Source organism: Stenotrophomonas sp. YJH_SMC_133, assembly GCF_059370655.1.
Map to the genome: position 1 here is coordinate 39,395 of NZ_JCAFTW010000007.1, position 12,880 is coordinate 52,274.

Here is a 12,880-nt window from a genome sequence, read left to right on the forward strand (position 1 = left end):
AGCGCTACCCGCGTGCGGGATCGCTGCCCTGGCCAACCCGCCGCTGCAGGGCCATCGCCGCCGCCGGGTTGCGTGCCTTGCCCGCGCCGATGCACAGCAGGTAGACCTCGCGCGGGGTTTCCGGAGCTGGCGCGGCCAGGCAGGGCAGGTCATCCACTGGTTCACCGCATGACCAGCGGCGTGCGCGTTCGGCCCAGCGCTGCTGCACGGGCGCCGGCAGGCCCTCGTTCAAGCGGGCCTGGCTGCGCTTGATCCGCGCATAGACGAAGCCGGCACTGACATCGCCGTGCAATGGCGCCTCGTCGCTGTCCTCGATCACCAGCGCCACGCCGTGGCGGCGGGCGGCGTCGACCAGTGCCGGGCCATGTGCCTCGGCGTTGCGGACCTCCAGCGCATGCTGCAGCGGCACCCCGTCCAGATGCTTCGGCAGCTGTGCCATCAGCCGTTCCAGTGCTTCGGCGTCGGCCGGATGCCGTGGATCGAACTGCCACAGCAGCGGGCCCAGCCGGTCACCGAGCGCGGTCGCCGCCTGCAGGAAGGGCGCGGCCGCCTCGACCGTGCTGGACAGGTCGCGGCGCTGCACCAGGTAGCGTGGCGCCTTCATCGAAAACCGGAAGCCTTCCGGCGTTTGTGCGGCCCACTGCGCGCACTGCGCGGCGGTGGGCGTGCGGTAGAAGGTGCCGTTGATTTCGATGCAACGCAGGGCACGGCTGGCGTGGGCCAGTTCTTCACGCTGCGGCAGGCCTACGGGGTAGAAAACGCCGCCGCGCCATTCGGGAAACACCCAGCCACCGATGCCGCAGCGGATCGCTCCGGCGGTCACTGGCCGTGGTCCGCGCGCCACGGGTCGTAGCTGCCGAACCACCACAGGTAGCCTTCCGGGTCGGCGCAGGCATAGCCACGGCCGCCGTAGTCCTGGTCGGCGATGTCGATGACGATTCGGGCACCGGCGGCCTTGGCCCGGGCGTAGTGCGCGTCGGCATCGGTGACGATCACGCAGGCACTCTGCGTCTGGCGGCCGCCGACCTCATCAGGCATCGCCGCATGCTCGCTCCACGCGCTCTGGTTGCTGGCCGAGCCCAGCATGATCATGCCGGTGCCGAAGGTCAGCTGCGCATGGAACACCGTATCGCCATCGGCGTAGACGGCCTGGGCATGGAAGCCGAAGGCGCGCTGCAGCCAGTCGATGGCAGCCTGCGCATCGCGGTAGCGCAGGCACGGAATGATGGTGGAGCCGCTGCTCGGTTGGCCGTTCTCGCCCATGACACCCCTCCTATGGCACAGGGCAGGGTGCAACGCAGAACGTTACCATCCCGCGAAACCCCGGTGACGGCCTGCACATGGCCGCCACCCCTGTTCGGAGATCGTGCTGGATGAAACCCTGGATTGGAGGAGCCGTGCTGCTGGCGTGCACGACCATGGCGAGCGCTGCCACCCCGGCGCAGCTGCAGGAGCTGGATGCAACCGTCGAGCGCGTGCGCGCGCAGTTCGACGTGCCCGGTATTGCGGTGGCGGTGGTCAAGGATGGCGAGGTGGTGCTGGAGCGCGGCTGGGGCGTGCGCGAGCAGGGCAAGCCGGAACCGGTGCAGGCCGATACGCTGTTTGCCATTGCGTCCAACACCAAGGCGTTCACCGCCACCTCGCTGAACCTGCTGGCCGAGGACGGCAAGCTGAAGATGGACGACAAGGTGATCGACCACCTGCCGTCGTTCCGCATGTCCGATCCGTTCGTGACCGGCCAGATGACGATCCGCGACCTGCTGTCGCATCGCAGCGGACTGAGCCTGGGTGCCGGTGACCTGCTGTTCTGGCCGACCACCTCCTACAGCAATGCCGAAGTGGTGGAACGGCTGGGCAAGGTGCCGCTGAAGGGTGGATTCCGCGAGGGCTATGCGTACGACAACATCCTGTACGCGGTCGCCCAGCAGGTGATCGAGCATGTTTCCGGCATGAGTTACCAGCAGTTCCTGCAGACCCGCATCTTCGACAAGGTGGGCATGGCCGGCACGCGCTACAACGCCGATCACCTGAAGCCGGGCGACAAGGCCGCGGTCGGCCACGCCAAGTACGATTTCAAGGACCTGCGCACCGTCGCGCCGCTGACCTGGTCGAACAATGCCGGCGCCGGCGGCATCTATTCCAGCGCGCACGACATGGCGCGCTGGATGCAGGTGCAGCTGGCCGAAGGCAAACTGGCCGACGGCACGCCGTTGTTCACCGAGAAGAGCCAGCAGCAGATGTGGCGGATGATCACGCCGCAGTCGATCCCGGCGCCGAGCGTGCCGGAGCTGGCACCGGCGCGGGCCAACTTCGCCGGCTATGGCGAAGGCTGGAGCCTGAGCGACTACCACGGGCGGAAGCTGGTCTGGCACACCGGTGGCTGGCCGGGCATGGTTTCGCGGCTGACCCTGGTACCGGGCGAGAAACTGGGCGTGGTGGTGCTGACCAATCAGGAAGTGGGCGCGGCGTTCAATGCGATCACCCTGAGTGTGCTCGATGCCTACCTGGGCGGTGAAAAGCATGACTGGGTGGACGCCTATGCCAAGGCCGTGGCCAAGGGACAGGACAAGGCCGACGAGGCGTGGGCCAAGCACCAGAGCGCGCGCGACAAGGGCAGCAGGCCGTCGCTGGCGCTGGCCGGCTACACAGGCACGTTCCGCGACCGCTGGTATGGCGACATGCAGGTCAGTGCCGAGGGCAAGGGACTGCGCCTGCGCTTTGCCAAGACCGCGCAGCTGAGCGGACGCCTGGAGCACTGGCAGCACGACACCTTCATCGTGCGCTGGGACGACCGTTCGCTCAACGCCGACGCGTTCGTGAACTTCAGCCTGGACCCGGATGGCAAGGTGCGCGAGGTGCGCATGCAGCCGATTTCCGACCTGACCGATTTCAGTTTCGATTTCCAGGACCTGCTGTTCACCCCAGTGAAATGACGCCGCCGAGCGTGGCCCGGCGCTGACGTTTGACGAATCCGATGGGTAGTGCCGGCCGCTGGCCGGCGACCTCATGATCCCCGGATGCGTCGCAAGGGTGCCGGCCAGCGGCCGGCACGACCGCAGCCGCAGCCGCAGCGATCGTCGGCCGGCGTACACATGCGGCATGGGATACTCCGCCAGCTAAAGATGGCGAGGGAATGCGATGTTCCGTTGGTTTGAATCCCTGATTCCGGTGTTCCCGCCCGTGGACGGGCGGATGCCTCCGCGCAAGGTGCTGCCGTTCTACCTGCACTACCTGCGCCCGGTGTGGCCGGTGCTGCTGGCCACGCTCATCGCCGGCCTGCTGCTGGCGCTGGTGGAAGTGGCGATGTTCGATTACCTGGGCCGCATCGTCGACATGGTCGCCGAGCAGCCCGGTGCCGACTTCTTCAAGCGCCATGCCAACGACCTGGGCTGGATGCTGTTCATCACGGTCATCGCGCGTCCGATCCTGGTCGGCCTGCACAACCTGCTGGTCAACCAGGCCATCGTGCCCGGCCTGAGCAACCGCTCGCGCTGGTTGATGCACAACTATGTGGTGCGGCAGAGCCTGAGCTTCTTCCAGAACGACTTCGCCGGCAGCGTCGCCAACCGGGTGATGCAGACCGGTACCTCGCTGCGCGAGTCGGCGGTGCAGATGGTCGATTCGCTCTGGTACATCGTGGTCTATACCGGCACCGCGCTGTACCTGTTCGCGCAGGCCGACTGGCGGCTGATGGTGCCGCTGATCCTGTGGCTGCTGGCCTATGCGGTGATCATGGTCTACTTCGTGCCGCGCGCGAAGGAACGGGCCTGGATTGCGTCCGAAGCGCGTTCCAAGGCGATGGGCCGCATCGTCGATGGCTACACCAACATTCCCACGCTGAAGCTGTTCGCCCATGGCGGGCGCGAGCAGGCCTACGTGGCCGAGTCGATCCAGGAACTGGCGGTCAAGCACCGCGCGCAGACCCGGGTGACCACCGGCATGGACCTGACCATCGCCATCGTCAACGGTTTCCTGATCGCCGGTACCTGTGGGCTGGCGCTGTGGCTGTGGAATGGCGGCCACATCACCGTCGGTGCGATCACGCTGGCGACCGGCCTGGTGATCCGCATCCACAACATGTCCGGCTGGATCATGTGGACCATCAACGGCATCTTCGAGGACATCGGCACGGTGCAGGATGGCATCACGACCATCGCCCAGCCGCTGACCGTGCAGGACCGCGAGGATGCAGTGCCGTTGCAGGTGACCCGTGGCGGCGTGCATTTCCGGGACATCCACTTCCACTACGGCAAGAAGGGTGGCGTGATCGCAGGCCTGGACCTGGTGGTGAAGCCGGGCGAGAAGATCGGCCTGGTCGGTCCTTCGGGTGCCGGCAAGTCGACCCTGGTCAATGTGCTGCTGCGCCTGTACGACCTGGAAAGCGGCCGCATCCTGATCGACGGCCAGGACATTGCCTACGTCACCCAGGAAAGCCTGCGCCAGCAGATCGGTGTGGTCACCCAGGACACCTCGCTGCTGCACCGCTCGATCCGCGACAACCTGCTGTACGGCCGTCCAGACGCGACCGATGAGCAGTTGCGCGCTGCCGTGGCCAAGGCGCGTGCCGAAGCCTTCATCGACACGCTGGTGGACGGTCAGGGGCGTCGCGGCTACGACGCACATGTCGGCGAGCGCGGCGTGAAGCTGTCCGGTGGCCAGCGCCAGCGCATCGCCATTGCCCGCGTGCTGCTGAAGGACGCACCGATCCTGGTGCTGGACGAAGCAACCTCGGCACTGGACTCGGAAGTGGAAGCGGCGATCCAGGACAGCCTGGATGAGCTGATGGGCGGCAAGACGGTGATCGCGATCGCGCACCGGCTGTCGACCATCGCGCGCATGGACCGGCTGGTGGTGATGGACCAGGGACGCATCGTGGAGACCGGCACCCATGCCGAGCTGATTGCGGCCGGTGGCCTGTACGCACGGTTGTGGGCGCGGCAGACCGGTGGATTTGTTGCTGCCGATCAATGATCGCTTCGGGGTCGGATCCCTTTCCGCAGGAAAGGGCTCTGACCCCAGCGTGTTTCCGGAGACCTGCATGATCCGCCCCCTGCGCTCCCTGTTGCTGGCACTCAGCCTGGTTGCCACGGTTGCCACGGCTGCGCCGGCACCCATGGACGGCGACCAGCTCGAGCAGGTCGTCCTGCTCAGCCGTCACAACCTGCGCGCGCCGGTGGTGGCCTCCGGCGCGCTGGCCAATGCGACGCCTGAGACTTGGCCGCGCTGGGAGGTGGCACCGGGCGAGCTGACTACCAAGGGAGGCGTGCTGGAGGTCTACATGGGCCGCTACATCGCCCAGTGGCTGCGCCAGGCGCAGTTGTTGCCGCTGTCGGGTTGCCCGCACGAGGATGACTTCCACGCGTACGCCAACAGCCTGCAGCGCACCCAGGCCACCGCGCAGTTCTTCGTTGCCGGTGCTTTCCCGGGCTGCCATGTTGCGGTCGAACAGCGCATGCCGCTGGGCTCGATGGATCCGTTGTTCGATCCGGTGATCCACAACGGTGACACGACCTTCCGCACGCGCGCGCTGGAATCAATGCAGCGAGCGCTGGCCGCAGCGAACCTGGCACCGGCTCTGTCCGTGGTGGAAGAGATCACCCGCTATCCGCAGTCGGCGGCATGCAAGGGGCACAGCGACTGCCATCTGGCACTGGCCGATACCACCTTCAGTACGGAACCGGGCAAGGAGCCCCGCGCGTCCGGATCACTGGCGCTGGCCAGCGGGCTGGTCGATGCCTTGTTGATGGAGCACTACCAGGGCAGTGGCATCCCCCGCGAAGGCTGGGGCCGGTTGACCACCGAGGCGCAGTGGCAGGCGTTGGCGCAGATCCGCAACCGCTACCAGGACATCCTGTTCGGAACGCCCGAGGTGGCGCGGGATGTGGCCGCTCCGCTGCTGACAAGAGTGAATGCGTTGTTCGACGACCCGGCGTCGCCGAAGGTGACCCTGCTGGTCGGTCACGATTCCAACATCGGCTCGGTGCTGGCGGCGTTGGGAATCAGCGACTACAGCCTGCCGGGGCAGTACGAGAAGACACCGATCGGTGGCCTGCTGCAGTTCGAACGCTGGCGTGATCGCCACAGCGGGGTGGAACGGATCCGCCTGGCCTACGTCTACCCGACCACCGCGCAGCTGCGCGATGCGCTGCCGCTGGCCAACGCGCAGCCGCCGGGCCGCGTCGTGCTGCGTGTGCCGGGGTGCGCGGCTCAGGGGTGCACCGTCGCCGAGTTCCAGCGCCTGCTGCATCCGAAAGCCCGCTGAGGCGCGCTGCTAACGCAGCGGCGTGCGCACGATGCCATGCGTGGCCATCAGCGTAAGGTCGCCGCCCAGCCGTGGCGAGTGGAACGGTCCGCGCGCATGCGCGGCATCGAACAGGCCGCTATCCGGTGATCGCAACCGGTAGAACTCGACCCAGCCGCTGGCCTGCAGGGGCAACTGGGCAACGCCGGTGTGCTGGTTGAACCATGCAGGGTCCTTGCTGCCTTCGATGACGCGGCGGGCAAGGCGGTCAATTGCATGGTCCTTGCTGGCATACCAGTCCTGGCCGCGCAGCCGCGCCAGCTCGGCCATCATCACCAGTGGCGCCAATGCGTAGTCGTGATAGTGCAGGGCCCGTTGCCCGCGGGCCATCTCCAGCGGCAGGCTGCCATCGTCCTGGATGTCATCGATGCCCTTCTGGAACGCGGCGTGGCCGGCCTGCCACAGGGCGTCGTCGTCGGTGGCCAGTCCGGTGGCCAGCACGCCCAGCCCGCCCCAGTAGTAGTGGTTGTTGCGGCGCCGTTTCGGATTGTCCCAGTACGCCAGATTGGCCCGTGCCAGCTTCTGCAGCCACGGATCGATACGCGCACGCTGCTGCGGGTTGGCCTGGTCATGCACTTTCAGGTAGGCCATTGCTACCGCATCGAGCATCCACTGCCGCATGTAGAACGACTGATCGTTGTTGACCCGGATCATCTGCCCGAGCATGGCGCCGTCGTCGGCCCACGCACCCAACCAGCTCAGCGTGCACTGTGCCGCTGCCGGGTCACCGTTGCGCAGGTAGTCATCGCTCATGCGCGCCACGTCGGCGGCATAGCGGTCCAGCGGTGCAGTGGCGTCCTTGTTCTGCTGGTTCAGTACCGGGTCGATGATCGAGCCGACTTTGTCGGTGTAGTAGCCAAGCGCGCGGATGTCCAGCTGGCCGGGCGGCGGCGCGGGGCAGGCGGCGAAGGCACCCGCACTGGCCAGCAGCGTGGGCAGCAGGGCGAGGCGCAAGGGGAGAGACATTGGAAACCGGCGGAAGGGGGAATCCGGCGAACGATGCGCCTGGCCATGTTGCCGGCATGTGATGCGGAGATGGTCTGGCGATCCCCCACAAACAGATCGGCCCGGGTTTCCCCGGGCCGCTCCGCTTCAACTCACACCACCCCGATCACTCGATCGGCTGGTCCAGCATCAGCTGGCGTGCGAAACGCACCGGCGGTGCGCCGTAGGACAGTACCTGGTCGTGGTACGCCTTCAGGTTGAACTTGTCGCCCAGCTTCTCCTGCACCGCCTTGCGGGTGTCGAAGTGTTCCTGCGCACCGACGAAGTAGGTCGGTAGCTGTGCCGAGGTCAGCTGTGCACGCACCCACTTGCCCGCCGCTTCGCTTTCCTGCTGGAACGCGTCGTGGGTCATCAGGTGCATTGCCTTCTCGCGATCCCAGTTGTCCACGTGCACGCCCTGGTCGAGGATCGCGTTGGAGATCGTGCGCAGGTAGAACTTCAGCTGCACCAGGTGGAACAGCGGGTCGTTGTTGAGGTAGCCCTGCTCCTGCATCATGCGCTCGGTGTAGACCGCCCAGCCTTCGGCGAACAGGCCCGAACGCAGCACCGCACGCAGGGTGGAGGGGAACTTGGCCGAATGCCAGCCTTCCAGGTAGTGGCCCGGGGTGCCTTCGTGGATGCTCAGCAGGTGGATCATGCGCGAGTTGTACTCACGCAGGAACGAGTCGACCTGCTTGTCGTTCCAGTCGTCCGGAATCGGCGACACGGCGTAGAAGGTCTTCAGGTTCTTGTCCAGCGGACCCGGTGAATCACAGTAGGCCACGGCCACGCCACGCTGGAATTCCGGCATCAGGATGATGTCCACCGGCGCGTCGGGCAGCGTCATCAGATCGTGCTCGCGCACGAACGCGGTGGACTGCTCCAGTGCGGCCTTGGCATCGTCGACGACCTTGTCGCGTGCCGGCTTGTCGGCGTAGGCCAGCTCCAGCGCAGCTTCAATGGCCTTCTGCTGCTGCTCGCCGGTCGGCTGGGCCGGCATCTCCGGCGCACCCGGCTTGTCCTTCAGCACGGTCTGCGCGATGCCGTACATGTCTTCGCGCACGCGCTTGAGTTCGGCGCGTGCACGCTCACCGATCTCCTGGCGCGACAGCGAGGAGCTCAGCGCGAACTTCAGCTTCTGGTCGTACTTTTCCGCACCGATGCGGAAGTCGCCCTTGGCATTCGGCACCAGGGTCTTGTCCAGCCAGGTCTGCTGCTCGTCCACCGCCTTCTTCAGGCCGTCGATGGCGGCCTGCAGGCGCTGCTGGTCGGCCTGCGGCAGTTCACCGATGTGCGGGGTGATGAAGGTATCGACGATGCTGAGGATGCCCTTGTTCTGCTTGGCCACCGTCTCGGCATGGATCTTCGGCACGCGCGCCGGATCCAGGTTCTCGCGGGCCTGGGCGAAGATCGCCGGCAGCTTTTCCATGCGCGCGGTGGCCGACTTCAGGCGCTCCGGCAGCGGCGCGAACTCGCGCGCCATCAGGCCGTAGATCGCGCTGCCGGCGATGCCGTTGTACAGCTGCGGGTCCCACTTGCCTGACTGCAGCACTTCGGCGTTCCAGATTTCCGACTGCAGCTGGTTGCGCAGGATCGCTGCGTCCACCTGGTTCTCGCGGCCCAGCTTGGCCACCTCGATCTTGTCCAGCTCGCCCAGCAGCGCCTTGTAGGCTGCCAGGGTCTTCTGCTGGCCGGCGGCACTGAGGTCGTCCAGCTCGCTGTCGTAGCGGTGGTCACCGATCTGGGTAGCGCTGACCGGCGACAGCTGCATCCAGGTGTCCAGGGCGCGCTTGGACAGGTCGGCGAAGGCGGCATCGACCGCCGCGTCACCGGCCTGCTGGCTGGTGGCCGGGGTGGAAGCGTTGGTCGGGGCGTCGGCCGGCTGGCAACCGGCCAGCGCGGCGACCAGGGCGAGGGCAAGAAGATGCGGGCGCATCGGCGTTCCTGTACGGGGTCGAACCCTGAGCATAGGGCCGCGTGGCTGCTTTGTCCCCGTGCCATAGGATTACCATGGGCGCAGACAAGGACCCTCCAAAGGAGCGCAGAACATGGAATACCAGGGAAGCTGCCATTGCGGCAGGATCGCATTCACCGTACAGGCCGGGGCGCCGATCAGCGACGTCATCGACTGCAACTGCTCGATGTGCCGCCGCCGTGGCAGCCTGCTGTGGTTCGCCCCGCGCGAAGCGTTCCAGCTGAGCACCGATCCGGCGGACGTGGCCACCTACCACTTCAACAAGGCCCACATCGACCATCACCATTGCCGCGAATGCGGCATTGCCCCCTACAGCGAGGCGGTGGATCCGCGCAGCGGTATGCCGATGGTGGCGGTGAACGTGCGCTGCGTGCCTGCAGTGGATCTGGCCACGCTGGCGGTGACCTCCTACGACGGGGCCGCACTGTGAGGCCGGTGCGCGCGTGGACGTGCATGGCAGCAATGCCGGTGCTGCTGCTGGCGCTGGGCGCCTGCGCCAAGCAGGGCGACATGGCGGCGGATGCGGGCGCCACGGCGGCCGAGGCTGCCATCGCTTCACCGGAAGGCGCATTCCTCGCCTACGAACACGACGTGCAGGTGCAACTGGAAGCGGCGCAGATCGCACCGCGCATCCAGCATGTGGCACAGGCCTGCCAGAGCGCGAAGTTCGGTGACTGCGCGGTGCTGCAGGTAGACCAGCGCAGCGGCGAGCAGCCCAGCGGCGAGGTCAAGGTGCGGATTGCACCGAAGGGCACCGAGCCGTTGATCGCGTTGGCCGGTGAGGGCGGCACGCTGCAGTCGCGCAACACGCGTGCCGAGGACCTCGCGCAGGCCGTGGCCGACACCGCGCTGACCAAGGCGCGGCTGGAGAAGGAACACGCGCGGCTGCTGGCCTACCAGGACCGCAAGGACCTGAAGATCGAGGACCTGATGGCGATCACCACGCGGCTGTCCGAGATCGAGGCGGGTGTCGAGCAGGCCAGCAAGGATGCCGCGCAGCAGCGCCGGCGCATCGATACCCAGCTGGTGACGATCCATTTCGATACCACGTCCGGCCAGCGCAGCCGCAGCGAGATCGGCGAGGCGCTGAGCGAGTCGGGCAGCATCCTCAGCACCAGCGTTGCGTTCCTGATCCGCGCCGTCGCCGCGCTGCTGCCGGTGGCGGTGCTGGCCTTGATCGCGGCCTGGGGTGTGCGTGCATGGTGGCGCCGCCGCCGTCGCAAGCTGCCGCCCAACCTCTGAGGTGGAGGCTGATGCCGGCAGCCCGCCGGCATCAGCCCTCGTCGGTCTCGTACTCGACGAACACATCCAGCTCCAGCGCCAGTTCCTGCACTGCGTCGCGCACCTTCTGCGCGGTGCTTTCATTGCCGACTTCCACTTCCAGCTCATGGATGCCCGGGCCGATGTCGTCGGACAGCCCGGCCGAGCTGGAATCGTCGTCGTCCATGTGCGGCATCAGGTCGTCGGTTTCCTCGACATGCTCGATGCCCTCCAGGCCGAGCAGCAGGTCGCTGATGGCACGGGCGTCGTCTTCAGTTCCGGTGATGCGCAGTCGCAGCATGGCCATGGCGTAGGTACGTTGTGGAGTTGCCTGCAGCCTAGCCAGCGCCGGGCAAAGAACGGGTGAGGGTGCAGTCAGGCGCGTGTGGCCGGGCGCCCGAGCAGGCTGTCCGGCAATGCCGGAATCGGTGTGCGTTCGTCCTGCGCCTGCTCCAGCAGCCAGTCGATGAACAGGCGTGCGGCCGGGCTGGGCGGTTGTCCTTCGGCATGCACTACGTGGTACGCATAGCGCGCCTTCAGCGCCGGGCCGGGCAGGCGCACCACCTCGTAGCGCTGCAGATAGGGCTGGGCGATGTGGGTGCGCGCCAGCACCGCGCCCATGCCATACACCGCTGCACGCATCGCATCGGTGCTGTCGGCGAAGGTGTGCATGGGTGGCAGCGGCGACGGCGTGCGCACGCCGGCGTGGCGGAACCAGTCGCGCCAGCCCTGCGGCGACAGGTCGGTGAGCAGCGGCAGGTCGGCGATGCGCGCCGGATCGACCAGCGTTTCGACGCCGGCCAGTGCCGGTGAGGCGACCGGGAACAGGTAGTCATCCATCAGGTGCTGCGCACGCAGGCCGGGCCATTGGCCCAGGCCGTAGCGGATGCCCACTTCCGGGCCGTTGTCGTCATAGCGATCCAGCCCGCTGCCGGTATGCAGCTCGATGCGGATGTGCGGGTAGGCCTGGGTGAAGCGCGGCAGCCGTGGCAGCAGCCAGCAGTAGGACAGCGAGCGCAGCGTGGTGATCCGCAGCGGCACGCTGTCGGCATCCGGCTGCAGGTGATGGGCGACGGCCGCGACATCGGTGAAGGCGGCGCTGGCGGCGTCGGCCAGTTGCCGGCCCTCGGCAGTCAGGCGCACTCCGCGGGCGTGGCGTAGGAACAGCCGTACTTCCAGCACTTCTTCCAGGCGGCGGACGTGGTGGCTGACCGCGCTGGCGGTCAGGTGCAGCTCCTGGGCGGCCTGGGCGAAGTTCTGGTGGCGCGCGGCGACCGCGAACACGGCCAGTGCGGGTAGCAGGGAAGGGCGTAGCAGCATGTCGAGCCTCAAACCATATTTGTGGCTGGCAGCGATACTACGCGCTTGTGCGGCGGGCGTCTGCGCCTGATCCTGTCCGCCTTGGCGAGGAATTGACGATGTACGGAGGCAAGGCATGAATGCGGTCCCACAGGCGGCCGAGCGCGATTGGCGCACGCCGCTGGAATTGACCCTGCTGGGCGCCATCTGGGGCTGCTCGTTCCTGTTCATGCGGGTGGCGGTGCCGTCGTTCGGCCCGTTCGCGCTGGTCGAGGTGCGGCTGGTGCTGGGTGCGCTGGTGCTGCTGCCGTTCCTGTGGCGCGCCCGCGCGCAGTTCCCGCCGCGGCGCTGGCTGTGGCTGGCGCCGATCGGCCTGATCAACTCGGCGTTGCCGTTCGTGCTGTTCGCCTATGCAGCGGAACAGGCGCCGGCGGCGATCGGCGCGATCTGCAATGCGATGACCGTGCTGTTCGCCGCGCTGATCGCCTTCCTGTTCTTCGGCGAGAAGATCGGCATGCGCCGCGCCGGTGCCTTGCTGGTTGGCTTCGCTGGCGTGGTGGTGCTGGCCACCGCCAAGGTTTCCGGCCTGAGTATCGGCACCGCGGTGCTGGCCGGTGCGGCGGCTTCGCTGCTGTACGGCCTGGGCGTGAACCTGGTGAAGCGGCACATGACCGGCCTGCCGTCGGCGGCCGCGGCGGCGGCAACGCTGTCGTGTGCCTCGCTGTGGATGCTGCCGATGGCGGTGACCCACTGGCCGCAGGCGGCGATTCCGCTGAAGGCGTGGGGCGCGGCGATCGCACTGGGCGTGGCCTGCACCGGGCTGGCGTTCCTGATGTTCTACCGCCTGATCGGCCGTATCGGCCCGTCACGGGCGTCGACGGTGACGTACCTGATTCCGCTGTTCGGCGCGGCGTTTGCGTGGTTGTTCCTGGGGGAGCCGGTGACGGTGCAGATGCTGATTGCGGGTGTGTTGATTCTGGGTAGCGTGGCGGTGAGCCAGAAGGGCTGAGGAATTGGCGTTTTGCGCGTTGCGCGTGCTGAAGGTGCTTCACTGTTCATGG

At 67.2% G+C, this 12,880-nt stretch carries 12 protein-coding genes; 6 read left to right on the forward strand and 6 right to left on the reverse strand.

The genetic code is table 11. The features are described from left to right. Positions 1-4: 4 nt before the first annotated feature. Positions 5-823, reverse strand: coding sequence for a DUF72 domain-containing protein (locus tag AC5P78_RS11320; protein ID WP_049454693.1), 819 nt, complete (start codon positions 821-823; stop codon positions 5-7). Continuing rightward, positions 820-1,263: a VOC family protein gene (locus tag AC5P78_RS11325; RefSeq protein ID WP_005408713.1), complete on the reverse strand. Its 444-nt coding sequence runs from the start codon at positions 1,261-1,263 to the stop codon at positions 820-822. Before AC5P78_RS11325 ends, AC5P78_RS11320 begins: the two co-directional genes overlap by 4 nt. Before the next feature lie 110 nt (positions 1,264-1,373). Between AC5P78_RS11325 and AC5P78_RS11330 the strand changes: the two genes are divergently transcribed. From AC5P78_RS11330 to agp, 3 genes are all read left to right on the forward strand, one after another. After that, positions 1,374-2,933, forward strand: a complete 1,560-nt coding sequence (locus AC5P78_RS11330) for a serine hydrolase (protein ID WP_062607482.1) — start codon at positions 1,374-1,376, stop codon at positions 2,931-2,933. Positions 2,934-3,138: 205 nt separating this feature from the next. Next, a complete protein-coding gene (gene smrA, locus AC5P78_RS11335) occupies positions 3,139-4,971 on the forward strand; it encodes a multidrug efflux ABC transporter SmrA (RefSeq protein ID WP_111197960.1) in 1,833 nt (610 codons plus the stop codon). 67 nt (positions 4,972-5,038) lie between these two features. After that, positions 5,039-6,262 carry a bifunctional glucose-1-phosphatase/inositol phosphatase gene (agp, locus tag AC5P78_RS11340; protein WP_414498354.1) on the forward strand — a complete coding sequence of 408 codons (1,224 nt, stop codon included), beginning with the start codon at positions 5,039-5,041 and terminating at the stop codon, positions 6,260-6,262. A gap of 9 nt (positions 6,263-6,271) precedes the next feature. On the opposite strand, the gene AC5P78_RS11345 is transcribed toward agp, so the two are convergent. Together AC5P78_RS11345 and AC5P78_RS11350 are read right to left on the reverse strand one after the other, a co-directional pair. Further along, positions 6,272-7,267, reverse strand: coding sequence for a polysaccharide lyase (locus AC5P78_RS11345; RefSeq protein ID WP_414498353.1), 996 nt, complete (start codon positions 7,265-7,267; stop codon positions 6,272-6,274). A gap of 145 nt (positions 7,268-7,412) precedes the next feature. Beyond that, positions 7,413-9,221, reverse strand: a complete 1,809-nt coding sequence (locus AC5P78_RS11350; protein ID WP_099497551.1) for a DUF885 domain-containing protein — start codon at positions 9,219-9,221, stop codon at positions 7,413-7,415. Positions 9,222-9,333: 112 nt separating this feature from the next. Here AC5P78_RS11350 and AC5P78_RS11355 point away from each other — a divergent pair, with 112 nt between their 5' ends. After that, positions 9,334-9,690 (forward strand): GFA family protein, encoded by a 357-nt coding sequence (locus tag AC5P78_RS11355; protein WP_012479600.1) that lies wholly within the window; start codon positions 9,334-9,336, stop codon positions 9,688-9,690. Between the two features lie 23 nt (positions 9,691-9,713). Beyond that, positions 9,714-10,502, forward strand: a complete 789-nt coding sequence (locus AC5P78_RS11360) for a DUF4349 domain-containing protein (protein WP_099497550.1) — start codon at positions 9,714-9,716, stop codon at positions 10,500-10,502. A gap of 31 nt (positions 10,503-10,533) precedes the next feature. Here the strand turns inward: AC5P78_RS11360 and AC5P78_RS11365 are convergent, their stop codons facing one another. Then, positions 10,534-10,827, reverse strand: coding sequence for a hypothetical protein (locus tag AC5P78_RS11365; RefSeq protein ID WP_005408721.1), 294 nt, complete (start codon positions 10,825-10,827; stop codon positions 10,534-10,536). A 68-nt stretch (positions 10,828-10,895) separates the two neighbouring features. After that, positions 10,896-11,840: a LysR substrate-binding domain-containing protein gene (locus AC5P78_RS11370; protein ID WP_005408722.1), complete on the reverse strand. Its 945-nt coding sequence runs from the start codon at positions 11,838-11,840 to the stop codon at positions 10,896-10,898. Positions 11,841-11,955: 115 nt separating this feature from the next. On the opposite strand from AC5P78_RS11370, the gene AC5P78_RS11375 reads away from it, so the two are divergent. Beyond that, positions 11,956-12,828: a DMT family transporter gene (locus tag AC5P78_RS11375; protein WP_111173846.1), complete on the forward strand. Its 873-nt coding sequence runs from the start codon at positions 11,956-11,958 to the stop codon at positions 12,826-12,828. Positions 12,829-12,880: the final 52 nt, after the last annotated feature.

Excerpts from the sequence above, each read along its gene's own strand:
- AC5P78_RS11325 (WP_005408713.1), bottom strand. The coding sequence starts at position 1,263 with ATGGGCGAGAACGGCCAACCGAGCAGCGGCTCCACCATCATTCCGTGC.
- AC5P78_RS11330 (WP_062607482.1), top strand. The coding sequence starts at position 1,374 with ATGAAACCCTGGATTGGAGGAGCCGTGCTGCTGGCGTGCACGACCATG.
- smrA (WP_111197960.1), top strand. The coding sequence starts at position 3,139 with ATGTTCCGTTGGTTTGAATCCCTGATTCCGGTGTTCCCGCCCGTGGAC.
- agp (WP_414498354.1), top strand. The coding sequence starts at position 5,039 with ATGATCCGCCCCCTGCGCTCCCTGTTGCTGGCACTCAGCCTGGTTGCC.
- AC5P78_RS11345 (WP_414498353.1), bottom strand. The coding sequence starts at position 7,267 with ATGTCTCTCCCCTTGCGCCTCGCCCTGCTGCCCACGCTGCTGGCCAGT.
- AC5P78_RS11350 (WP_099497551.1), bottom strand. The coding sequence starts at position 9,221 with ATGCGCCCGCATCTTCTTGCCCTCGCCCTGGTCGCCGCGCTGGCCGGT.
- AC5P78_RS11355 (WP_012479600.1), top strand. The coding sequence starts at position 9,334 with ATGGAATACCAGGGAAGCTGCCATTGCGGCAGGATCGCATTCACCGTA.
- AC5P78_RS11360 (WP_099497550.1), top strand. The coding sequence starts at position 9,714 with ATGGCAGCAATGCCGGTGCTGCTGCTGGCGCTGGGCGCCTGCGCCAAG.
- AC5P78_RS11365 (WP_005408721.1), bottom strand. The coding sequence starts at position 10,827 with ATGGCCATGCTGCGACTGCGCATCACCGGAACTGAAGACGACGCCCGT.
- AC5P78_RS11370 (WP_005408722.1), bottom strand. The coding sequence starts at position 11,840 with ATGCTGCTACGCCCTTCCCTGCTACCCGCACTGGCCGTGTTCGCGGTC.
- AC5P78_RS11375 (WP_111173846.1), top strand. The coding sequence starts at position 11,956 with ATGAATGCGGTCCCACAGGCGGCCGAGCGCGATTGGCGCACGCCGCTG.